Source organism: Sulfitobacter sp. 1A12779 (assembly GCF_043557315.1).
In the GTDB taxonomy this organism is placed as follows: Bacteria; Pseudomonadota; Alphaproteobacteria; order Rhodobacterales; family Rhodobacteraceae; genus Sulfitobacter; species Sulfitobacter faviae.
This window is the reverse complement of record NZ_JBIFFU010000012.1, coordinates 50,882-73,221: the sequence shown is the minus strand read 5'-3', so window position 1 is coordinate 73,221 and position 22,340 is coordinate 50,882. Positions and strand designations below refer to the sequence as shown.

The window sequence follows — 22,340 nt, the reverse complement described above, 5'->3', positions numbered from 1 at the left end:
TTCAGAAACCAGCCCCGCCAAAGCCGCGCGGTGCCGGGTCGAGCACGACGACGCGGTTGTCGCGGATCGTGGCCACGGCCAAGGCGCGTTCGTTGGTGCCATCGCGGCGCAGGCGGAAGATGCCGCTGGCGCCTTGGAAACCCGCCCCTTGGGTCAGCGCGGCCCCGGAAAGCGCGTTGGATTTGCCGCCCTTCACCAAGGAGCCGATCGCCGCGATTCCGTCAAAGGCCAGCCCGGCCAGAGGGTGCGGATCACTGCCATAGGCCGCGGTGTAACGGTTCGAGAAGGCACCGCTCGCCGCCCTGTCGGGCAGGGCAAACCAGCCGCCCTGAACGCCGGGCAGTTCCAGCGTTTGGGCGGGGATGTCCCAACGGGTCAGGCCGACATATTGTGTGGTCGCCGATTGGATGCCGGCCTCGGGCAGAAGCTGCGCGAAGAGCGGCAGAGCACTGGCCGAGGAGGTGGTGAGGAAGAGCGCATTGGCGCCGCTGCCTTCGACGGTTGCTTTGACCCGCGGCACGGCGGCCACGACCGACTCTTGGCTCAGCGCGTAATCGACGGTGCCTGCCAGCGTCGCGCCATTGGCGCTGATCGCTTGAACGATCGCGTCACGGCCCAGCTGTCCGGCAAGGTCCTGACCATGCAGCACGACCATTTTGTCCTTGCCGTTGGGCTTTGCAAAGCTCACCAACCGGTTGGCGGTATTGGCAAAGGTCGGCCCGAGCACGAAAACATTGCCGCCCGCGATGGTCGGGTTGTTCGAGAAGGAGATCACGTTGACCCCTGAGGAGGCCACGGCCACCCCAGCCGCATTGGCCGCTTCGCCGTAAACCGGGCCGAGGATGATCTTGGCCCCTTCATTCACCGCCTGCGCAGCGACGGATGCGGCTGTGCTGGCATTGCCTGCGGTGCCATAAACGCGCAGGTCGATCTGGACGCCATCCAGATCGCGCATCGCAAGGCGCGCGGCGTTTTCGAGGTTCTTGGCCAGCAACTCATCACTGGCCGTGCCGCCCCGCGGAACCAAGAGCGCCACGGGGACGGGGGCCGCAGGGTCGATGCGCGGGCCGCCGGAATTGGCGCCGCCCGTGGCGACAGGCTGACAGGCCGCCAGCAGGACCGCGAAGAGCGGCAGCAAGAGCAGGTGCATCTTCTTGCGGATGGCGCGGAAACAGGCAATCATTTGTATTCACTCCCCGGTGGTGGCAAGACGACGATGGTCGCCGGAACATGGCCGCGATCATAGTGACTGCGAAAGGCGGGTCCAGCGTTGAAATTTGACAAGACAGAGCTAGCCCCGGGACTTTATTTCGTGGGCGTCCCCATCGGCACCGCACGCGATATCACCCTGCGCGCGCTTGACACGCTGGCCTCGGCGGATCTGCTGGCGGCAGAGGACACGCGCAGCCTGCGGCGGCTGATGGAAATTCATGGGGTGCCGCTTGATGGACGCAAGGTGCTGGCGCTGCACGATCACAGCGGCACATCGGTGCAAGAGCGGCTGATCGCGGCCATCCGCGAGGGCAAATCAGTCGCCTATGCGTCAGAGGCGGGCATGCCGCTGATCGCCGATCCGGGGTTTGAATTAAGCCGCGCCGCAGCCGAAGCGGGCGTGATGCAGACCTGCGCGCCGGGACCATCGGCCGTGTTGACCGCGCTGGCACTGGGCGCCCTGCCGACGGATGCATTTTTCTTTGCGGGCTTCCTGCCTAATAGTAAATCGGCCCGGATCGCGGCGCTGGAAAAGCTGCGCGATGTGCCGGGGACTCTGGTATTTTACGAATCGCCCAAACGGCTCGGCGCCATGCTGCGCGATGCGGCAACCGCACTGGGCGCGGGTCGCAAAGCGGCAATGTGCCGGGAGTTGACCAAGAAATTCGAAGAGATTCAGCGGGGTACCCTAGAAAACCTCGCCGAGCTTTATCAAGCGAAGGCGCCAAAAGGCGAAGTGGTGGTGCTGATTGATCGTAGCCGTTCAGACTCTGTTAATCACCTTGACCTAGAAACAGATTTGCAACGGGCGCTTACAGAAATGTCGATGCGTGACGCTGTCGATTTGGTGGCGCAGGCCCATGGCCTGCCGCGGCGGCAGGTCTATCAAGCGGCATTGGCGCTCGGCAAAGGTTAGAACGCGGGTCGGAGCAATGAAAATGGTGCAGGGTGATACGGGGATACGAACTGCGGCCAAACGCCAACGGGGGCGCATGGCCTATCATGCCGGGATCGCTGCCGAGAACCGCATCGCGCAAGACTATGAAAGGCGCGGTTTTGCCATCGCGCGCCGCCGTTGGCGGGGCCGCGCTGGTGAAATTGATTTGATCCTGCGCGATGGGGCTGCCTTGATCTTTGTCGAGGTGAAACAAAGCCGTAGTTTCGCACGGGCTGCCGAAAGCCTTTCCGCCCGACAAATGCAGCGCATCTACCGCTCCGCCGAGGAATTTCTTGCTGGCGAACCTGCAGGAAGCCTGACCGAGGTGCGCTTTGACGTGGCGCTTGTCGATGGGCAGGGGGCTACCGAAATCATCGAAAACGCCTTTGGCCACGGCTGACCCATTGCGTATAGGCCCCTGCTGCGCCATCTAAGAAGCGATCCCAAATGCCTGCACCGTCGGTCCGGGTCGGATCACGACAAAGGTAAGCAGCGGGGGACGCCGATGAAAATCGCCTTTCAAATGGACCCGATCGGGGACGTGAACATCAATGCCGACAGCAGCTTTCGGCTGGCCGAAGAGGCGCAGGCGCGGGGGCATGAGCTGTTCTTCTACACGCCCGATCATCTGGCGTACCAAGAGGGGCGGATCACTGCACGGGGCTATGACTTTACCTTGCAGCGCGTGCAGGGCGATCATGCCCGGTTCGGAGAAGAGCGCGAAGTCGATTTGGCGGATTTCGACGTGGTCTGGCTGCGCCAAGACCCGCCTTTCGACATGCATTACATCACCTCGACTCACCTGCTGGACCGGCTGAAAGAAACCACCTTAGTGGTCAACGATCCCTTTTGGGTCCGCAATTACCCCGAGAAACTTCTGGTTCTCGACTTCCCCGAACTGACGCCACCCACCACGATTGCGCGCGACCTTTCGACCATCAAGGCCTTCAAGGCCAAGCATGGCGATGTGATCTTGAAACCGCTTTACGGCAATGGCGGGGCCGGTGTGTTCCGGCTGGACGCCAATGACCGCAACCTCACCTCCCTGCATGAATTGTTCACCGGCTTCTCGCGTGAGCCGCTCATTGTTCAAAAATTCCTTCCTGCCGTATCCAAGGGTGACAAGCGCGTCATCCTCGTGGACGGGGAGCCGGTGGGCGCGATCAACCGAGTCCCGGCGGAGGGCGAGACGCGGTCGAACATGCATGTCGGCGGGCGGCCTGAGAAGGTCGGGCTGACTGAGCGCGATCTGGAGATCTGCGCCGCCATCGGGCCATTGCTCAAAGAAAAGGGCCAGATCTTTGTCGGGATCGATGTGATCGGTGATTATCTGACCGAGATTAACGTGACCTCTCCCACCGGCATTCAAGAGCTGGAACGGTTCGATGGCGAGAATGTCGCCGGAAAAATCTGGGAGGCGATCGAGGCCAAGCGCGGGTGAGCCTGCGCCAGCATCTTCTGAACCGCTACCTGCGTCTGACAGAGAAACCTTTGCTGGCGCATGCAAACCCGCAGTTCCTGCGGGCCACGATGGAGATGCAGGCGCGGCTCTTTTTCAAAGGGCCGCGCGAGGTGCATGCAGAATGGCGTGATCTGCCGGGGGCGGGATCGGCGCTTTGGCTTACGCCGCCGCAGGCCTCCCAAGGGCGTGTGATCCTCTACGTTCATGGCGGCGGGTTCGTATTTGGCAGCCCGGAGACGCACCGGGCGATGGTCGCGCGCCTATCCCTGCTGACCGGTGCGCGGGCGGTGCTGCCGCGCTATGCGCGCGTGCCGGAAGCGGCCTTTCCCAAACCTGCGCAAGACATCCGCGCGGCGTGGGATGCGCTGCACCAGATGGGCTTCGCCGCGAGGGACATCGTGATTGGCGGCGACAGCGCGGGCGGCGCGCTGGTTTTCGATCTTTTGGCGCAGCTTTGTCGCGAGGGGGTGGCGCTGCCTGCTGGCGCCTTTGGGCTTTCCCCATTGTTGGACCTGACGTTTTCAGGCCCAAGTTTCACGCAGAATGCCGAAAGCGACGTGTTGTTGCCCGCCGCCCGCGCGACGGAAATGGCGCGGCTCTATCTTCAGGGGCAGGATGCGGAGAGCCCCCGGGCGAGTCCCATTCTCGCCGATTTCAAAGGCGCACCGCCTGTCTGGCTCACCGTAAGTGACAGCGAAATCCTGCGCGATGACAGCCGCCGATTGGCGGCCCGTCTGCGCGAAGCGGGCGTGTCGGCCAGTTTGCAGGAGGTCCATGACCTGCCGCATGTCTGGCCGCTGTTTCAGAACCACCTGCCCGAGGCGCGGCAGAGCCTTGCGGCCCTCGCCGATTGGATCAATGCCCTGCTGTCGGATCGGGCAGGCGAAAACTGATCGCCTCGGCCATATGGGGGCGGCGGACCTCGGGTTCCCCCGCAAGATCGGCGATGGTGCGCGCGACACGCATGACCCGGTGATACCCGCGCGCCGACAGGGAAAACCGTTCTGCTGCGCGCAGGAGCAGCGCGCGCGCTTCGGCATCCGGGCTGACGACGGTTTCAAGTAGGTCGCCCGCCGCATCGGCATTGGCCGAAATCCCGTCATGCGGCGCGTAGCGCGTGGATTGAAGCGCCCGCGCGGCGGCGACCCTTGCCGCGACCTCGGCCGAGGTCTCGCCGTTGGCGGGCAGGTTGAGGTCGCTGTAGCTGACGGGCGGCACGTCGACGCGCAGGTCGAACCGGTCCATCAGCGGGCCGGAGATGCGGCCGAGATAGTCTTCGCCGCAGGCCGGGACACGGGCGCAGGCGCGGGCCGGGTCAGGCAGGTAGCCGCATTTGCAGGGGTTCGCCGCCGCGACGAGCATGAAGCGGCAAGGGTATTTCACATGGGCATTGGCCCGCGCGATCATGACCTCGCCAGTTTCGATCGGTTGGCGCAGGGTTTCGAGGACCGTGCGGTTGAACTCGGGGAACTCGTCCATGAACAGCACGCCGTTATGGGCCAGAGATGCCTCCCCCGGTCGCGCTTGCCGACCGCCTCCGATGATCGCGGCCATAGAGGCCGTGTGATGTGGCTCGCGAAAGGGACGGCTGCGGGAAATGCCGCCCTCATCCAGCAGCCCGGCGAGGGAGTGGATCATCGAGGTCTCAAGCGCCTCGGATGCCGTCAGCGGCGGTAGGATGCCGGGCAGCCGCGCGGCCAGCATGGATTTCCCCGACCCCGGCGTGCCGACCAGCATCAGGTGATGCCGCCCGGCGGCGGCGATCTCCAACGCGCGTTTGGCGCGTTCTTGGCCCTTAACCTCGCGCAGGTCGCGGCCCGCCAATGTGAGGGGCACCTCGCCCGGCTCGGCGGGGGCGATCGGTACTTGCCCGGTGTAGTGGCGCACCACGTCGCCCAGAGTGGCGGCGGCGATGACCTGTGTCTTGCCCACCCATGCGGCCTCCGCCCCCGACCCCGCGGGGCAGAGCAGGCTGCGGTCCTCGGCGGCGGCGGCCATGGCGGCGGGCAGGGCGCCGACAACGGGCATCAGTGTCCCGTCGAGCGAAAGCTCCCCCAAGGCCACTACATTCTGGGTGATGTCATCCGGTAGGATATCAAGGGCCGAGAGCAGCGCCAGCGCGATGGGCAGGTCGAAATGGCTGCCTTCCTTGGGCAGGTTGGCGGGGGAGAGATTGACGGTGATGCGCTTGGACGGCAGCGCGATGGCCAAGGCGCTGAGCGCCGTGCGCACCCGGTCGCGGGCTTCCGACACGGCCTTGTCCGCCAGTCCGACGATCGAAAAGCCTGGCAGCCCGGCGGTGACCGCGCATTGCACCTCGACGATGCGCGCGTCGACCCCTTGAAATGCGACCGTATAGGCCCGCGATACCATTACCCCTGCTCCGTCTTGCGATGGTTAATCGGTAGGCAAGACGGGTTTAGGAATGGTTAACGGCACTGTGGGTCAGGGCGTATGATTGATCCCTTCGACCCGCCATTGGCCGTTGTCGTGGGACAGCTGCGTCACCGAGAGGTTGTCGATCTTATGGGCCATCGCCTCTAGCGGGCCGCCGCCTTGGGCCTGCTGCACCTGCGTGAGGATGACGCCGAAATGGGCCACGGCGATCACATGGGCATTGGGGTGGGCCGCGTTGATCCGCGTCACCACCCGGTCGACGCGCGCCTTGGTCTGGTTCCAGCTTTCGCCCTCGGGGGCCATGACATCGCCGGGGGTCTCCCAATAGGCGCGGCTGAGGTCCGGGTCACGCGCGGCGACTTCGGAGAAATGCAGCCCATCCCAAGCGCCGAAATGCAACTCTCGCAGCTCATGCTCATGGGGCAGGCGGCGGCGGGAGGGCTGGGCCAGCGCATCTGCCGTATGTACGGCGCGGATCAGGTCCGAGGAGACGAGCAGCGCCTCATCGGGCAGATGCAGGTTCAACCGCGCCAGTCGGGGCGCATTGGAAAGGTCCGCCGGGACATCGCGCCAGCCGACGAAGTTCTTCTCATGAGTGGGGCCATGACGCACCCAGTGCCAAGTGGTCATGGCATCTCCCCTTTCAACAGTTGTGGCAGGCCGACGACGACCTGCACCACGGTCTCTGCCTCGGCGGCCAAGGCGATGTTCAGCCGCCCCTGCGCCTCGCGGAATTGGCGGGCCATGGCGTTCTCGGGCACGATGCCTTGGCCGACCTCGTTCGAGACGATGACCCAATGCGCGGCGCAGCCCCGCAGGGCCTGCAATAGCTGCGCCTGCGCGGCCTCCAGATCGCTGCCTTCCATCAGGTGATTGCTCAGCCACATGGTTGCGCAGTCGATCAGCACGATTTCGCCGGCGGGCAGTTTCGCCAGCGGTTCGGTCAGATCGAGCGGGCATTCGACGGTGCGCCACCCCGCATCGCGCCTTGCTTGATGCTTGTTCACACGTTCTTGAACTTCGTCATCCCAGATGCGACCGGTGGCGAGGTAAGTCTTTGACATGCCGCTGGAATTTACGAGGGCTTCTGCCCATTCCGACTTGCCCGAGGCCGCCCCGCCTAGGGCAAAGGTAGTTCTAGGCAACATCTTCTCACCAAATATTTGAACCAAATGGCATGTCTCTGCGTATCTCCACCAAAGGCCCATCACAAGGTGCGCCGCGCATTTCTCAAGGGGGATACCAAATGTCATTGCAAACCGCTCGCGAATTTTCACTCACCCGCACCGCAATGAAGGCCGAATTGCTCGATGCCGAGACAGAGTTGGAATTGGCCTATGCGTGGCGCGATCACCGGGATGAGGCCGCGTTGCACCGTTTGATCACCGCCTACATGCGTCTGGCGATTTCGATGGCCGGCAAGTTCAAGCGCTACGGCGCGCCGATGAACGATCTGATCCAAGAGGCCGGTCTGGGCCTGATGAAAGCCGCCGACAAATTTGACCCCGACCGCGGCGTGCGTTTCTCGACCTATGCGGTCTGGTGGATCAAGGCGAGCATTCAGGACCATGTGATGCGCAATTGGTCGATGGTGCGGACGGGGTCGACCTCCTCTCAGAAATCGTTGTTCTTCAACATGCGCCGCGTGCAGGCTCGGTTGGAGCGTGAGGCCACGGCCATGGGCGAGACGTTGGATAAGCACCAGCTGCGCCAGATGATCTCGACCGAGATTGGCGTGCCGCTGCATGATGTCGAGATGATGGAAGGCCGTCTGTCGGGCTCGGACTATTCGCTGAACGCCACGCAGAGCGCTGAGGATGAGGGCCGCGAGTGGATCGAAGCACTGGCCGATGAGAGCGCGCAGGCGGCGGAGCGTGTCGAGGAAGAGCATGACACGGCGCAGTTGCGCAACTGGTTGCTGGCGGCAATGCAGGGCCTGTCCGAGCGTGAGCAATTCATCGTGCGCGAACGCAAACTGCGGGATCCGGCGCGTACTTTGGAAAGCCTAGGCGATGAGCTTAGCCTCAGCAAAGAGCGGGTCCGCCAGCTTGAGGCCGCGGCCTTTGGCAAGATGCGCAAGTCGCTTGAGATGCAATCGCGTGAGGTCTTTGCCTTTCTGGCCTGACGCCGCATTGCGATGCCCGCCGGGGCTGGCAGATTTCGCCGCCCCGGATTAAGGTCTCCCTAATGCAAACGGGGGGCCTTTATGCTGTCGGGCAAACATATTCTGCTGATCATCGGCGGCGGCATCGCCGCCTATAAATCCCTCGATCTGATCCGGCGTCTGCGCGAGCGTGGGGCCAAGGTGACACCGGTGCTGACCCGCGCGGGCGAAGAGTTTGTCACCCCGCTTTCCGTATCCGCGCTGACCGGGGTGAAGGTCTTTCGCGATCTTTTCGACCTCGGCGATGAGGCCGAGATGGGGCATATCCAGCTCAGCCGCGCGGCGGACCTTTTGGTGGTTGCCCCCGCCACGGCAGACCTGATGGCCAAGATGGCGCAGGGGGCGGCGAATGATCTGGCCTCGACCTTGCTTTTGGCCACCGATACGCCAGTGCTGCTGGCACCTGCGATGAACGTGCGGATGTGGCAGCACCCCGCGACGCAGCGCAACATCGCCACCCTGCGCGGCGATGGCATCGCCATGGTTGGGCCGAATGACGGTGATATGGCCTGCGGTGAATACGGGCCGGGACGGATGGCCGAACCGCTTGAGATTGTCGCGGCGGTAGAGGCGCGGCTGGGGCAGGGGCCGCTTGCGGGCAAGCGCATCCTCGTCACCTCCGGCCCGACGCATGAGCCGATCGACCCGGTGCGCTATATCGCCAACCGCTCCTCGGGCGCGCAGGGCACGGCGATCGCGCGGGCGCTGGCGGATCTGGGGGCTGAGGTCGTCTTTGTAACCGGTCCCGCCGAAGTCGCCCCGCCCGAGGGTGTCGAGGTCGTGCCGGTGCAAACGGCGCAAGAGATGATGCAGGCGGTAGAGGCTGCTCTGCCCGCCGATGCCGCCGTCTTTGCCGCCGCGGTGGCCGATTGGCATGTGCAGGGGGCAGGGGACCGGAAGCTGAAGAAATCGAAAGACGGGCTGCCCAGCCTGTCTTTCGCGGAAAACCCCGACATCCTGAAGACCATCAGCCAGCGCGGCGACGGCCGCCCGCCGCTCGTCGTGGGCTTCGCCGCCGAGACTGACGACGTGCTGGCCCATGCCACCGCGAAACGCGCGCGCAAGGGCTGTGACTGGATCGTCGCCAATGACGTCTCCCCCGCCACGGGGATCATGGGCGGGCGCGAGAATGCCGTGACACTGATCACCGAGGCAGGGGCGGAGGATTGGCCGCGCATGGGCAAAGATGCCGTGGCCGCCCGTCTGGCCGAACGTATCGCCGCAGCACTTGCCTGAGGGGGCGCTATGACCACGATCAAACTCTGCTGGGCCGAGGGCGCGGACCGCAGCCTGCCATTGCCCGCCTATGAAAGCGCCGGGGCCGCGGGGGCGGACCTGCGGGCCAATCTGCCCGGCGGCGCCGTCGATCTGGCCCCCGGCGCGCGGGCGCTGATCTCCACCGGGTTGCACATTGCGATCCCGCAGGGGTTTGAGGTGCAGATCCGCCCGCGCTCGGGCCTCGCGCTGAAGCATGGGATCACCCTGATCAACAGCCCCGGCACCATCGACAGCGATTATCGCGGCGTGGTGGGGGTGATCATGGGTAACATGGGGGCGGAGGCCTTCACCGTCGAACATGGCATGCGCATCGCGCAGATGGTCGTGGCTCCGGTGGTGCAGACGGGCTTCGATCTGGCCGCGCGCCTTGATGAGACCCCGCGCGGCGCGGGCGGGTTCGGCTCGACGGGGGCGCAGTGATGCTGGCTGTTTTGATCATAGCGGCGGCGCTTTGGTTCGGCGGCGGCTTCCTTGGCCTGCCGCGCGGGCTGCGCGCGGGGCTGATCGGGCTGATGTATCTGGCGCTGGTCGCGCTGCATCTGCTGTTTCCGGCCACCCATCCGCTGCGGCTTTCCACCGGCGGCAGCGCCGCGCCTTGGCTGCTCTTGGGCGGTTTCGTCGTGCTGGTGCTGCTCTACCGGCAGGGGCTGGCGACCCTGCGCGCGCGCGCCACGCCGGACGCGCCGACCGAAGCCCCCACCGCGGGCCGTTTTTCGGAGAGTGAGTTGAACCGCTACGCCCGGCACATCGTGCTGCGTGAGGTCGGCGGCGCGGGCCAGAAGGCGCTAAAAAACGCGAAGGTGCTGGTGATCGGTGCGGGCGGCCTTGGCGCGCCGGTGCTGCAGTACCTCGCCGCGGCGGGCGTGGGCTCCATCGGGGTGATCGACGACGACGCGGTCGAGAACGCGAACCTGCAACGGCAGGTGATCCACAAGGACGCCGCCATCGGCATGCCCAAGGTCTTTTCCGCGCAGGCCGAGATGCTGGCGCAGAACCCCCATGTCACCGTGCGCCCCTACCACCGCCGCCTGACCGACGAGATCGCCGAGGATCTGGTGGCCGATTATGACCTCGTGCTCGATGGGACAGACAATTTCGACACCCGCTATCGCGTCAATGCCGCCTGCGTCGTTGCGGGCAAGCCGCTAATTTCCGGCGCGCTCAGCCAATGGGAGGGGCAGCTCAGCGTCTTCGATCCCGCCCGCGGCGCGCCCTGTTATCGCTGTATCTTCCCCGAAGCGCCGGGGGCGGGACTTGCGCCTTCCTGCGCCGAGGCCGGGGTCATCGGCCCGCTGCCCGGCGTAGTCGGCACGATGATGGCGCTGGAGGCCGTGAAGCTCATCACCGGCGCGGGGAGTGTCTTGCGCGGCGAGATGATGATCTACGACGGGCTTTACGGCGAGACCCGCAAGATCGGCCTCAAACGCCGGGCGGGCTGCGAAACCTGCGGCGGGTGATTGCAAGTCACCCCGGCGCGCCCCATCTTGGGCGCAAAGGAGACCTGCATGACAAACCCGCTTCTGACCGAATGGGAGACCCCCTTCGGCATCGCCCCCTTTGACCGAATTTCAGACGAGGATTTCGCCCCCGCTTTGGAGGAGGCGCTCACCGCCCACCGGGCCGAGATCGACGCCATCGCCGAGAACCCCGAGGCCCCCAGCTTCGCCAATACCATTGAGGCGCTGGAAGCCTCCGGCGCGGCGCTCGACAAGGTTCTGAGCGTCTTCTTCACCGTGGCAGGCGCGGACAGTAACCCGGCGCGCGAGGCGTTGCAGCGCGACTTCTCGCCCAAGCTTGCCGCGCATCAATCGGCGATCTCGGGCAACACGAAGCTCTTCGCCCGCATCAATGCCGTTTGGGAGGGGCGCGGCAGGCTCGACCTCAGCGAGGAACAGGCCCGCGTGCTGATGCTGACGCACCGTGGCTTCGTCCGCTCAGGCGCTGCGCTGACGGGGTCGGAGGCCGAACGCATGAAGGAGATCAAGGCGCGGCTGGCGGTGCTGGGCACGCAGTTTACCCAGAACCTGCTGGCGGATGAGCGTGACTGGTTCATGCCGCTCTCCGAGGACGATCTGACCGGCCTGCCGGATTTCGTGATCGACGCCGCCCGGGCCGCGGGCGAAGAAAAGGGCGCGCAAGGCCCGGTGGTCACGCTGTCGCGCTCGCTCATCACGCCTTTCCTGCAATTCTCCGACCGCCGCGACCTGCGTGAGAAGGCGTTCCGCGCGTGGGAAGCCCGCGGGGCGAATGGCGGCGAGACCGACAACCGCGAGATCGCGGCGGAGACGCTGGCCCTGCGCAAGGAGCGTTCGGCGCTTCTGGGCTACGACAATTTCGCCGCCTACAAGCTCGAAACCGAGATGGCCAAGACCCCCGCCGCCGTGCGCGACTTGCTGATGTCAGTCTGGAAACCGGCCAAGGCGCAGGCCGACGCCGATGCCGAGGTGCTGACCGCGCTGATGCGCGAGGATGGCGTGAACGGGGCGCTGGAGCCATGGGACTGGCGCTACTACGCCGAGAAGCGGCGCGCCGCGGAGCATGATCTCGATGAGGCGGCGCTGAAACCCTATTTCCAGCTCGACCGGATGATCGACGCGGCCTTCGACTGCGCCAACCGGTTGTTCGGGCTGGAGTTCGCAGCCCTCGACGTGCCGCTCTACCACCCCGATTGCCGGGCGTGGGAAGTGACGCGGGACGGCCAGCATGTGGCGGTCTTCATTGGTGACTATTTCGCCCGCGGCTCGAAACGTTCGGGCGCGTGGTGCTCGGCCATGCGGTCGCAGGCGAAGTTCCCGCGCGAACAGGCCCCCGTGGTGATCAACGTCTGCAATTTCGCCAAGGGCGATCCGGCGCTACTGTCCTACGACGATGCGCGCACGTTGTTTCACGAGTTCGGCCATGCGCTGCACCAGATGCTCTCGGATGTGACCTATGAAAGCGTCAGCGGCACCTCGGTGGCGCGCGACTTCGTGGAGTTGCCGAGCCAGCTTTTTGAGCACTGGTTGGACCAGCCCGAGGTGCTGCAGAAATTCGCCACCCATGCCCGCACGGGCGAGGCGATGCCGCGTGAGATGCTCGACAAGGTGCTGGCCGCGGCGACCTTCGACATGGGATTCCAGACGGTGGAATATATCGCCTCCGCCCTTGTCGATCTGGAGTTCCACGACGGCGAACCACCTGCCGATCCGATGGCGAAACAGGCCGAGGTGCTCCGCAGCATCGGCATGCCGCAGGCGATCCGCATGCGCCACGCCACCCCGCAGTTCGCGCATGTCTTCTCGGGCGATGGCTATTCCAGCGCCTATTATAGCTACATGTGGTCCGAGGTGATGGATGCCGACGCCTTCGCCGCCTTTGAGGAAGCGGGCGGGGCTTTTGATGCGGAACGTGCCGAGGCCTTGGAGAAACACATCCTCTCGACCGGCGGCAGCCGCGATCCGGCAGAGCTTTACACCGCCTTCCGGGGGCGTCTGCCGGGGGTCGAAGCGCTGCTCAAGGGGCGCGGGCTGGCCGCCTGAGCCTTGCCGGGGCCGGGGGTCAATACCCCCGGTCGCGGTCCACCAGATGAAGCAGAGGCTCGCCGGCCTCGCTGCGGCGGATGTTTTCCGCGATGACTTCCGAGGCCGTGTCGTTGCGCGTGGCCGCCGCGATATGCGGGGTTACGGTCACCTTCGGATGCGCCCAATAGGGGTGATCCTCGGGCAGCGGCTCCACCCGGAAGACGTCGAGCGTGGCATGGGCGATCTGCCCGCTGTCGAGCGCTGCCAAGAGCGCATCGTCGTCGATCAGCGGCCCGCGACCGGGGTTGATGATGAAGGCGCCCTCCGGCATCTGCGCGAGCGTCTCGGCATTCAGAACGTTCTGCGTGGCGGGCGTGTCGGGCATCAAGAGCACGGCGATCTCGGCGCGTTTGAGCGCTTCCGTCAGACCTTCGTCACCGTGCAGGCAACGCACGCCCTCGATCTGCTTTTCGCTGCGCGACCAACCGGTCACGTCAAAGCCCAGACCCACGAGCGCCTCCGCCACCGCTTGGCCGAGCGCGCCGATGCCCAGCACCGCCACGCTGCGCTCGCGCGCCAGTGGCGGGGTGCGCGGCTCCCATTTGGCATCCTTGCGCAGAATGTCGGTATCCATCCCCAGATGATGGCGCAGCACATGGCCGGTACACCATTCCACCATGCCGTGGGTCAAGCCGAAGTCGACCATCCGCGCCAGCAGGATATTCAAGGTCTCGTTTCCGGTGATCGCCTCCACCCCGGCCCAGAGGTTCAGCACCGCCTTGGCACGGGTGTAGGGGGTGAAATCCTGCAACTCGCTGTTCGGGGCGTAGACGATATAGTCGACCTCTTCAGGCGGCAGGTCGGTGGCCAGCGTGAAATCCTGCCCCGGCAGTGCTTTGCGCAGCGCTTCGTTCAAAGGTTGTTCGTAGCCGTCCCAGCGTTCGGCTTTGGCGGCGAAGAGAATGTTGATCGTCATGAATTACCTCGGTCTATGAACATGCGCCGATTGCACCAAGCCGAAGGCCAGCAGCAGCACCAGCATGGCCGAGCCGCCATAGCTCACCATCGGCAGCGGCACGCCGACCACGGGGGCCAGCCCCATGACCATCGACATGTTAACGGCGAAAAAGAGAAAGAAGTTAAGCGCGATGCCAAGGGTCAGCAGGCTTGAGAAGCGGTCCTTGTTCTTCACCGCCGAGGCCACGCAGAACAGGATGATCAGCGCGTAAAGCCCCAGAAGGGAGACGCCGCCGACGAAGCCGAACTCTTCGGCCAATGTGGTGAAGATGAAGTCGGTGTGTTTCTCGGGCAGGAAGTTCAGCCGCGATTGGGTGCCCTGCATATAGCCGCGCCCCGACCAGCCGCCCGAGCCAAGCGCGATCTTGGATTGGGTGATGTGATAGCCCGCGCCAAGCGGGTCTTGGCTGGGGTCGAGGAAGGTGTCGATGCGGCGGTATTGGTAGTCTTTCAGCAATTGCCACGGTGTCCCGCGCGATTGGAAAACGGCGGTGACCAGCCCGATGGCGGCGGTGATGACGGCGGCGAAATAGGCCCAGTGCACGCCCGCGAGGAACATCAGCCCGCCCCCGGCAGTCAGCAGCAGGATCGAGGTGCCAAGGTCGGGCTGTTTCAGCACCAGCGCGGTGGGGATCACGATGATCAGGATGGGCACCAGCACCCAGAAGGGGCGCGAGACCTTCTTGACCGGCAGCCAGTCGTAATAGGCGGCCAGAAACAGGACCAGCGTGATTTTCATCAGTTCCGACGGTTGCAGCCGCATGAAGCCGATGTCGATCCACCGCTGCGCGCCCATGCCGACAGAGCCGAAGAGTTCGACCGCGACCAGCAGCACCAAGGTCGCCCCATAGGCTACCCCCGACAGGTTGCGCCAAAGCCAGATCGGCACCATCGCTACGGTGAACATGATCGCCATGCCCATGGCGAAACGTTTCATCTGCGGTTCGGCCCAGGGGGAGAATGACCCGCCAGCGACCGAATAGAGCATCAAGAAGCCGACGCCCGCGACACTGGTCAGCAGGATCGCCAGCGGCCAGTTCATAAAGAGGATTTTGTGCAGCCCTGTGGGGACGGATTTGACCGTATGCTCCAGATAGCTCATGCCTGATCCTCCCCCTCCAGATTGGCGGTGGTCTCGGGCGTGGTGTTGCGCAGTTCCTCTTGCTGGGTGGCGATGCGGCCCCGGTCGGACTTGGGGTAGGCTTCGAGCGGCGGCTCGCCGCCCGCCATGGCCTGCAACATCACGTCGCGCGCAATCGGGGCTGCGGCGGTCGAGCCGCCGCCGCCGTGTTCCACCAGCACGCAGGCTGCGTATTTCGGTTTGTCATAGGGCGCAAAGCAGACAAAGAGCGCGTGGTCGCGGCGTTCCCACGGCAGGTCGGCGTTGCTGGTCACGCCGCGGGCGCGTTCGGCGGCGGTGATGTTGCGCACCTGACTGGTGCCGGTCTTGCCCGCCATGCGCATCGTGTCGTCGATGATGCGGCTGCGGTAGCCGGTGCCGCGGCGGTCGTTCACCACATCGTACATCGCCTTGCGCAATTGGCGCAGGTTGTTCTCGTTCAGCCCCATCGGTTCGCCCGCGCCGCTGGGTTGCTCCACCCCGTCGATGGATTTGATCAGCCGCGGTGTCACCGCGCGGCCCGTAGCGATCCGCGCACTCATCACCGCCAATTGCAGCGGGGAGGAGAGGGTGAAGCCCTGTCCGATAGAGGCGTTGACCGTGTCACCCACGACCCAATCTTCGCCCCGGGCCGAGCGTTTCCACTGTTTCGTGGGCGCCAGCCCGCCCGCGACCGAGGACAGCGCCAGATCGTGTTTGATACCAAGGCCAAAGCGGTTCGCCATGGCGGTGATCTTTTCGATCCCGACCTTTACCGCGAGATCGTAGTAATAGACGTCGCAGGATTGTTTCAGCGAATGTTGCAGATCGACCCATCCGTGGCCCGCGCGTTTCCAGCAGTGGAACCGCCGCCCCGCGACTTCCAGATGGCCGGGGCAATAGACCGTCTCATCGGGGGTGACGATGCCCTCTTCGATGGCGGCAAGCGCCACGATCATCTTGAAGGTCGAGCCGGGCGGGTAGGTGCCCTGTATGGGTTTGTTCACCAAGGGGCGGTATTTGGAATTGAGCAGCGGGTTGTAATCCGCCGAAGAGATGCCGCCGATAAAGAGGTTCGGGTCATAGCTGGGCGAGGATGCAAGCGCGGCCAGATCGCCATTCTCGCAGTCGATGATGACCACGGCGGCGCTTTCCTCGCCCAGACGGGCCTGCACATAGCGTTGCAGATTGGCGTCCACGGTCAGTTGCAGATCGGCCCCGGCCTGCCCCTCGCGCCGCTCCAGCTCGCGCATCACGCGGCCCGTGGCGTTCACCTCCACATGTTTGGTGCCCGCCGCACCGCGCAGCAGGTTTTCGGCCCGGGCTTCGACGTTGATCTTGCCGATTTGAAAACGCGGGATGCGCAACACCTGGTCGGGGTTCTCCAGCGCGTCGAGGTCGGCTTGGCTCACCCGGCCTACGCGGCCCACCACATGGGCGAAATCCGCACCGCGCGGGTAGACGCGGGTCAGGCCCACTTCGGGCGTGACGCCGGGCAGGGCGGGGGCGTTGACGCTGACCTTGCTCACGACTTCCCAACTGACGTCATCGACGATGGTGACGGGCAGGAAGGGGGCAGAGCGCGACATTTCGGTCATGGCGCGTTCGCGGGTCTCCTCGTCGATCTCGATGACTTGGGCGAGCCGCTCCATCACGGCTTCCACGTCGCCCGCATCTTCGCGGACCATGACGATCCGGTAGGAGGGCACGTTATCGGCAAGCTGTATGCCGTTGCGGTCAAAAATCTCACCCCGGGCAGGGGGGATCAGGCGGATGTTGATGCGGTTCTCTTCGGCCAGCAGGCGGAACTGATCGGCCTGATCGACCTGTAGATAGCGCATGCGCGCGGCCAGCCCGCCCATGAACAGCAGCTGCGCCCCGCCCAAAAGGGCGGCGCGACGCGTCAGGCGCGTGTGGGTTGCATCATTGTCGGCGCGGCTTCGTCTCATATCATCGCTCCCCGATCACACCCGTTTGCCAAGCGCATCCAGATCGCCCGGCGCGGTCTTGCGCACGCCCATGATACCATGGGTCACCGCCACGGTCAGCGGATAAGCGAGCGTCGTCAGTGCCAATTCCGTGAGGTTCAGCGTCAGCGAAGGCGTCGGCACCAGCGCAAGGCTCAGGAGAATCCGGTTGGCAAAGATCACCATGGTCAGGATTACCGCCACGGTCAGCCATTCGGCGGCAAAGCTCGCATCCCGCAGGTGCCGCCCCCGCGATTTGAGGTTCTCGACCCCGATCAGGGCCAGCACCGCCCAAAGGCCGGGCGGGCGTTGCAGCAACAGGTCCGCCAGCAGAAAGACCAGCGCCAGAAAAAGCGAGGGCACATATTCAGGCCGTCGGAGCCCCCAAGCACAGGCAAAGCCCAGCAGCAGGTCCGGCCCGGCCCAAGCCCGCGGTGTCGTCTCAAGCGGGAGGAGGTGGAAGAACAGGATCACCAGCGCCAGCGCGACAAAGCTCAGGCGCATGACCCAAAGGCGGCTGCGCGACAGATCGGTCATGGCTGCACCCCGACCGGCGCTGCCGGATCGGCCAAGGGGCCGTCGGAGGTGATGACATGGGCGGTGTCCGGCACGGTTTCATTGCCGTGGTGTCGCAGCACGCGCAGGAATTCCAACCGCTCGTAATCCGCCGCCAGCCGCACGCGCAGCCGCCCGCCCGGATCAGCGGCGACTTGACCGATCAGGATGCCCGCCGGGAACACGCCGCCATCGCCAGAGCTGATTACCCGGTCGCCGGGGCGGACCAGCTCGCGGTTCTCGATGAAGTCCAAGGGCGGCGCGGCGCTGTTGTCGCCCGCCACGATGGCGCGTTGGCCCGAAGGCTGGATCGTCGCGGGAATGCGGCTTGAGGCATCGGTCAGCAGGATCACCCGCGCGGTGTTCTTGCCCACGCCCGCGATGCGGCCCACAAGGCCGATGCCGTCCATCGTGGCCCAGCCTTCGACCAGCCCGTCGCGCGCACCGACGTTCAGAAGCACCGATTGTCGATAGGGCGAGCCGCTGTCGGCCAGCACCGTGCCGGTGATGAAGGTCAGCCGCGGGTCGAGCCGCACGTTGTTGAGGTCCAGAAGCCGGGCGTTCTCTTGCTCTAGCTGAAGCGCGGCCTCTTTCCACGCCTGCATCTGCCGCAGTTCCGAGCGCAGCTCGCGGTTCTGTTCGCTCAGGCGCTGGTAGCTTTGGAAGTCGCGCAGCAGGTTGATGGTGCCGGTGACCGGGGCCATGGCCCAGTCGAGATTGGGCACGAAACGATCCGTCACTTGCGCGCGAAAGCGTTCAACGCGGGGGCTGTCGATGCGCCAAAGCAGGAAGATGCCGGTCAGCGCCAATACCAACACGACCAGCAGCAGCCGCCGCAGCGGGCCGGTGAAATCGCTGGAACTGGAACGGTCCTTGGCCATCTGTGCCGAAACTCCCACCCGGTCAGGCGGGGCGTCTTCGCCGCGTGCCGGGTCTGGCTAACTTGCCAGTGTTAACTGTCGTAGTCGATCGCGTGGCGCAGCTGTTTCTCGTATTCCAGCGCCTTGCCGGTGCCGAGGGCCACGCAGTTGAGCGGCTCATCCGCGACCGAGATCGCGAGGCCCGTCTGTTCGCGCAGCGCCAGATCGAGATCACCCAGCAGCGCGCCGCCGCCCGTGAGCATGACGCCCCGGTCGACGATGTCGGCGGCCAGATCAGGCGGCGTGGTCTCCAGCGCGGTCATCACCGCCTCGCAGATCTGCTGCACCGGTTCGGCCAGCGCCTCGGCGATCTGGGCTTGCGTGACTTCGATCTCTTTCGGCACGCCATTCAACAGGTCGCGGCCACGGATCTGCATCGAGGTGCCGCGCCCGTCGTCGGGCATCCGCGCCGTGCCGATGGAGGTCTTCACCCGCTCGGCCGTCGTCTCCCCGATCAACAGGTTCTGCTGGCGGCGCAGGTAGCTGATGATGCCCTCGTCCATCCGGTCACCGCCGACGCGGACCGAGCGGGCATAAACGATGTCGCCCAGCGACAGCACCGCCACTTCGGTGGTGCCGCCGCCGATGTCGACGACCATGTTACCAGTCGGGTCGGTGATCGGCATGCCCGCGCCGATGGCCGCGGCGATAGGCTCTGCAATCAGGCCGGCGCGGCGCGCGCCCGCCGACAGCACCGACTGGCGGATCGCGCGTTTCTCAACCGGAGTCGCCCCATGCGGCACGCAGACGATGATCTTGGGCTTCGAGAAGGTCGAGCGCTTGTGCACCTTGCGGATGAAGTGCTTGATCATCTCTTCGGCGGTGTCGAAATCCGCGATGACACCTTCGCGCATCGGGCGGATCGCCTCGATGCTGCCCGGGGTGCGGCCCAGCATGAGTTTCGCATCCTCACCCACGGCGAGCACTTTCTTGACGCCGTCCTTGACGTGATAAGCCACAACCGAAGGTTCGCTCAGCACGATGCCCTTGCCCTTGACGTAAACCAGCGTGTTCGCGGTGCCGAGGTCGATCGCCATATCAGAGGAGAACAGGCCGCGGAATTGATCGAGGATGGACATAGAGTAGCGGAGCCTTGCAACTATTCGGACAGGCCCGCCTGCATGGGTCCACGCGCGGGCTATTGGCTCTTATAGGGCGCACGGGGTCAGGGTGAAAGGGGCAAGACCGCAAAGGTGGCGCGATATTGCCGCCGCGCTATCATAGAGCGGAATATTTAGGGCGCAGCACAGGCAGAGGACGGCGATACCATGCAGAAGATACAGACACTTGGGGTGCATCACATCACCCTCACCGGGGCGGACCGGCAAAGCTCGATCGATTTCTGGGAGGGGGTGTTGGGGATGCCCTTCATCTTTGACCAGCCCAATCTGGATGACCCGGACGAGGGGCATTTGTATTTCGATCCCGGCGATGGTCGGCTGATCACGATCTTCACGAATGAGAACCGCAAGCGGGTGCACAACCGCACGCCGATGGATCCGGGCTGCGTGCATCATCTGGCCTTCGAGGTGGACCGCGCGATGTTCGATCAGGTGCCCGCGCGGTTGGAGGCGCGCGGCATCGGGCATTCCGGCGTGAAGGACCGCGGCTTCATGCATTCGATCTATTTTAAGGATCCGCTGGGGCTGTTGATCGAACTGGCCTGCTACACTTTCATCCCGCCGCGCGGGTCGAGCCATGCCGAGGTGATGCTGGAGGCCCACAAGCTGCGCGTGGCGGCGGGGGATGATCATATCCAGCGCCAGCATCTCGCGGATGCAGTGGTGAAGATCGTAGAGCGGGGGCAGGCGTCGCTGAGTGACGATCGTGGGGCGAAGAACCCGTATTGAGGGTGAGTGTGCCACCCGGGCCCGGAATCAAGCCGCAGGCGCCGGGCATCGCCTGCCCGCCCGTCACGCCAAAGGCGTGCCGATATACACTGGCGCACCTTTGGTGCGACCGGGGAGGCGATTTGTTGACGCTGGGTATGCCACTTTGAGGGTACGCCATGGCTGATCAATAAAGTGGTATGAACTAAGGTTTGGTTCGCCACCCCGCGGGCAGGCGATGCCCTACTTCCATACTGTTTACGTAAAAAGGCGGGGTTACCCCCGCCCTATAATTCAACTCACATCTTTATAATTAATCTCGCGCTTGTCCGTGCCGCCCTTCTCGCGCCGCACCAACAGGCGGTTCAGTGCGTGGATATAGGCTCGCACGCTTGCCACCACGGTATCGGTATCCGCCGACTGGCCGGTCACGATCCGGCCCTCTTCCTCCATCCGCACGGAAACCGTCGCCTGCGCGTCGGTGCCTTCGGTTACCGCATGCACCTGATAAAGCTGCAACCGCGCGGAATGCGGCACCAGCGCCTTGATGCAGTTGAACGCCGCATCGACGGGGCCGTCGCCGGTTTGGTTGGTGGTCTGCTCCGCACCGTCGATCTCAAGCACCATGTCGGCGGTCTGCGGGCCATCGGTGCCGCAAACGACCTTGAGCGATTTCAGGCGAATGCGGTCTTCCTCGGGGTCCGTCGCGGTCCGCATCAGCGCAATGAGGTCATCCTCGTAGATTTCCTTCTTGCGGTCGGCCAATTCCTTGAACCGCACGAAGACATCCTTGAGCTGGTTGTCCCCCAGTTCAAACCCGAGGTCTTCGAGCTTGGACCGCAGCGCGGCGCGGCCCGAATGCTTGCCCATGACGATGTTGGTCTCGGTCAGACCCACGTCCTCGGGGCGCATGATCTCGAAAGTTTCGGCGTTCTTCAACATGCCGTCTTGGTGGATGCCGCTTTCGTGCGCGAAGGCGTTCTTGCCGACAATGGCCTTGTTGAACTGCACGGCAAAGCCCGACACGGCGGCGACCCGGCGCGAGATGTTCATGATCTTGCGGCTGTCGATGCGGGTCTCATAAGGCATGATGTCATTGCGCACCTTGAGCGCCATGACGACCTCTTCCAGCGCGGTATTGCCCGCCCGTTCGCCCAGACCGTTGATGGTGCATTCGATCTGCCGCGCGCCGGCCTCGACGGCAGCGAGGCTGTTGGCCGTCGCCATGCCGAGGTCGTTGTGACAATGGGTGGCAAAGACGATCTCATCCGCACCTGGCACGTTTTCCAAAAGCTTCGCGATCAGATCGGCACTCTCGCGCGGGGCGGTGTAGCCCACAGTGTCGGGGATGTTGATCGTCGTGGCGCCCGCCTTGATGGCGATCTCCACCACCCGGTAGAGGTAATCAAGCTCGGTCCGCGTGGCGTCCATCGGCGACCACTGCACGTTGTCGCAGAGGTTGCGCGCATGGCTCACCGTCTCGTGGATGCGGTCGGCCATTTCGTCCTTGGTGAGGTTCGGAATGGCGCGGTGCAGGGGGGAGGTGCCGATGAACGTGTGAATGCGCGGCTGGGCTGCGTGTTTCACCGCTTCCCAGCAACGGTCGATATCGCCCAACTGCGCCCGGGCAAGGCCGCAGATCACGGAATTCTGGCTCTGCCGCGCGATCTCGGAAACCGCTTTGAAATCACCTTCTGAGGCGATGGGAAAACCGGCCTCGATGATGTCGACGCCCATCTCGTCCAAGAGCGAGGCGATCTCAAGCTTCTCGGCATGGGTCATCGTCGCCCCGGGGGATTGTTCGCCATCCCGCAAGGTGGTGTCAAAAATCAGCACACGGTCCTGTTTCGTCATATCTGTCATCCTGGGTTCTTTCTTTGCTGGTATCCTTGGCGCGCAACACATCCCTCTGAGCGGGCGCGCCGAAGGGCACGCTCAGAGGCGGATTAGGTGCAGCAAGTTGGCGCGCAGCAGGCCCGCGCAGTTGCGCGGCAGGGTCGGGA

The 22,340-nt window shown here is 64.7% G+C and carries 21 protein-coding genes; 10 read left to right on the top strand and 11 right to left on the bottom strand.

The features are described 5' to 3' along the window. Nucleotide 1: 1 nt before the first annotated feature. Nucleotides 2-1,183 (bottom strand): penicillin-binding protein activator, encoded by a 1,182-nt coding sequence (locus ACGYLQ_RS14440; protein WP_394443555.1) that lies wholly within the window; start codon nt 1,181-1,183, stop codon nt 2-4. A gap of 87 nt (nt 1,184-1,270) precedes the next feature. On the opposite strand from ACGYLQ_RS14440, the gene rsmI reads away from it, so the two are divergent. The 4 genes from rsmI to ACGYLQ_RS14420 all read left to right on the top strand — a co-directional run bounded on the left by rsmI (nt 1,271) and on the right by ACGYLQ_RS14420 (nt 4,504). After that, nucleotides 1,271-2,128: a 16S rRNA (cytidine(1402)-2'-O)-methyltransferase gene (gene rsmI, locus ACGYLQ_RS14435; protein ID WP_394432047.1), complete on the top strand. Its 858-nt coding sequence runs from the start codon at nt 1,271-1,273 to the stop codon at nt 2,126-2,128. Between the two features lie 22 nt (nt 2,129-2,150). Next, nucleotides 2,151-2,549, top strand: coding sequence for a YraN family protein (locus ACGYLQ_RS14430; protein WP_394443580.1), 399 nt, complete (start codon nt 2,151-2,153; stop codon nt 2,547-2,549). 105 nt (nt 2,550-2,654) lie between these two features. Then, nucleotides 2,655-3,590, top strand: coding sequence for a glutathione synthase (gene gshB / locus ACGYLQ_RS14425; protein ID WP_394443554.1), 936 nt, complete (start codon nt 2,655-2,657; stop codon nt 3,588-3,590). Continuing rightward, on the top strand, nt 3,587-4,504 hold the full coding sequence (locus tag ACGYLQ_RS14420; protein ID WP_394443553.1) for an alpha/beta hydrolase: 918 nt from the start codon (nt 3,587-3,589) through the stop codon (nt 4,502-4,504). The genes gshB and ACGYLQ_RS14420 overlap by 4 nt, the downstream gene beginning before the upstream one ends. Here the strand turns inward: ACGYLQ_RS14420 and ACGYLQ_RS14415 are convergent. The 3 genes from ACGYLQ_RS14415 to cobU form a co-directional block, all read right to left on the bottom strand. After that, entirely contained in the window at nt 4,467-5,984 is a 1,518-nt protein-coding gene (locus tag ACGYLQ_RS14415; protein WP_394443552.1) for a YifB family Mg chelatase-like AAA ATPase, read from the bottom strand. The genes ACGYLQ_RS14420 and ACGYLQ_RS14415 overlap by 38 nt on opposite strands. Before the next feature lie 72 nt (nt 5,985-6,056). Then, on the bottom strand, nt 6,057-6,638 hold the full coding sequence (locus tag ACGYLQ_RS14410; RefSeq protein ID WP_394443551.1) for a histidine phosphatase family protein: 582 nt from the start codon (nt 6,636-6,638) through the stop codon (nt 6,057-6,059). Beyond that, nucleotides 6,635-7,156 (bottom strand): bifunctional adenosylcobinamide kinase/adenosylcobinamide-phosphate guanylyltransferase, encoded by a 522-nt coding sequence (gene cobU, locus ACGYLQ_RS14405; RefSeq protein WP_394443550.1) that lies wholly within the window; start codon nt 7,154-7,156, stop codon nt 6,635-6,637. Before cobU ends, ACGYLQ_RS14410 begins: the two co-directional genes overlap by 4 nt. Before the next feature lie 98 nt (nt 7,157-7,254). On the opposite strand from cobU, the gene ACGYLQ_RS14400 reads away from it, so the two are divergent. The 5 genes from ACGYLQ_RS14400 to ACGYLQ_RS14380 all read left to right on the top strand — a co-directional run bounded on the left by ACGYLQ_RS14400 (nt 7,255) and on the right by ACGYLQ_RS14380 (nt 12,968). Continuing rightward, a complete protein-coding gene (locus ACGYLQ_RS14400) occupies nt 7,255-8,133 on the top strand; it encodes an RNA polymerase factor sigma-32 (protein WP_067265311.1) in 879 nt (292 codons plus the stop codon). Nucleotides 8,134-8,214: 81 nt separating this feature from the next. Continuing rightward, nucleotides 8,215-9,408 carry a bifunctional phosphopantothenoylcysteine decarboxylase/phosphopantothenate--cysteine ligase CoaBC gene (gene coaBC, locus ACGYLQ_RS14395; RefSeq protein ID WP_394443549.1) on the top strand — a complete coding sequence of 398 codons (1,194 nt, stop codon included), beginning with the start codon at nt 8,215-8,217 and terminating at the stop codon, nt 9,406-9,408. A gap of 9 nt (nt 9,409-9,417) precedes the next feature. Then, nucleotides 9,418-9,870, top strand: a complete 453-nt coding sequence (dut, locus tag ACGYLQ_RS14390; RefSeq protein WP_394443548.1) for a dUTP diphosphatase — start codon at nt 9,418-9,420, stop codon at nt 9,868-9,870. After that, nucleotides 9,870-10,907: a HesA/MoeB/ThiF family protein gene (locus tag ACGYLQ_RS14385; RefSeq protein WP_394443547.1), complete on the top strand. Its 1,038-nt coding sequence runs from the start codon at nt 9,870-9,872 to the stop codon at nt 10,905-10,907. The genes dut and ACGYLQ_RS14385 overlap by 1 nt, the downstream gene beginning before the upstream one ends. 48 nt (nt 10,908-10,955) lie before the next feature. Continuing rightward, nucleotides 10,956-12,968: a M3 family metallopeptidase gene (locus ACGYLQ_RS14380; protein WP_394443546.1), complete on the top strand. Its 2,013-nt coding sequence runs from the start codon at nt 10,956-10,958 to the stop codon at nt 12,966-12,968. 19 nt (nt 12,969-12,987) lie between these two features. On the opposite strand, the gene ACGYLQ_RS14375 is transcribed toward ACGYLQ_RS14380, so the two are convergent. The 6 genes from ACGYLQ_RS14375 to ACGYLQ_RS14350 all read right to left on the bottom strand — a co-directional run bounded on the left by ACGYLQ_RS14375 (nt 12,988) and on the right by ACGYLQ_RS14350 (nt 19,587). Beyond that, complete coding sequence (locus ACGYLQ_RS14375; RefSeq protein ID WP_394443545.1) at nt 12,988-13,926, bottom strand: 2-hydroxyacid dehydrogenase; 939 nt, start codon at nt 13,924-13,926, stop codon at nt 12,988-12,990. Between the two features lie 3 nt (nt 13,927-13,929). Further along, nucleotides 13,930-15,069, bottom strand: a complete 1,140-nt coding sequence (rodA, locus tag ACGYLQ_RS14370) for a rod shape-determining protein RodA (RefSeq protein WP_394443544.1) — start codon at nt 15,067-15,069, stop codon at nt 13,930-13,932. Then, entirely contained in the window at nt 15,066-17,015 is a 1,950-nt protein-coding gene (gene mrdA, locus ACGYLQ_RS14365) for a penicillin-binding protein 2 (RefSeq protein ID WP_067265293.1), read from the bottom strand. The genes rodA and mrdA overlap by 4 nt, the downstream gene beginning before the upstream one ends. Nucleotides 17,016-17,030: 15 nt before the next feature. Further along, nucleotides 17,031-17,570, bottom strand: coding sequence for a rod shape-determining protein MreD (locus ACGYLQ_RS14360; protein ID WP_394443543.1), 540 nt, complete (start codon nt 17,568-17,570; stop codon nt 17,031-17,033). Continuing rightward, a complete protein-coding gene (mreC, locus tag ACGYLQ_RS14355) occupies nt 17,567-18,469 on the bottom strand; it encodes a rod shape-determining protein MreC (RefSeq protein WP_067265288.1) in 903 nt (300 codons plus the stop codon). Before mreC ends, ACGYLQ_RS14360 begins: the two co-directional genes overlap by 4 nt. Before the next feature lie 71 nt (nt 18,470-18,540). Further along, complete coding sequence (locus ACGYLQ_RS14350; RefSeq protein ID WP_040700660.1) at nt 18,541-19,587, bottom strand: rod shape-determining protein; 1,047 nt, start codon at nt 19,585-19,587, stop codon at nt 18,541-18,543. Nucleotides 19,588-19,776: 189 nt separating this feature from the next. On the opposite strand from ACGYLQ_RS14350, the gene ACGYLQ_RS14345 reads away from it, so the two are divergent. Next, nucleotides 19,777-20,358: a VOC family protein gene (locus ACGYLQ_RS14345; RefSeq protein ID WP_067265286.1), complete on the top strand. Its 582-nt coding sequence runs from the start codon at nt 19,777-19,779 to the stop codon at nt 20,356-20,358. Nucleotides 20,359-20,631: 273 nt separating this feature from the next. On the opposite strand, the gene ACGYLQ_RS14340 is transcribed toward ACGYLQ_RS14345, so the two are convergent. After that, complete coding sequence (locus ACGYLQ_RS14340) at nt 20,632-22,200, bottom strand: 2-isopropylmalate synthase (protein ID WP_394413779.1); 1,569 nt, start codon at nt 22,198-22,200, stop codon at nt 20,632-20,634. Nucleotides 22,201-22,340: the final 140 nt, after the last annotated feature.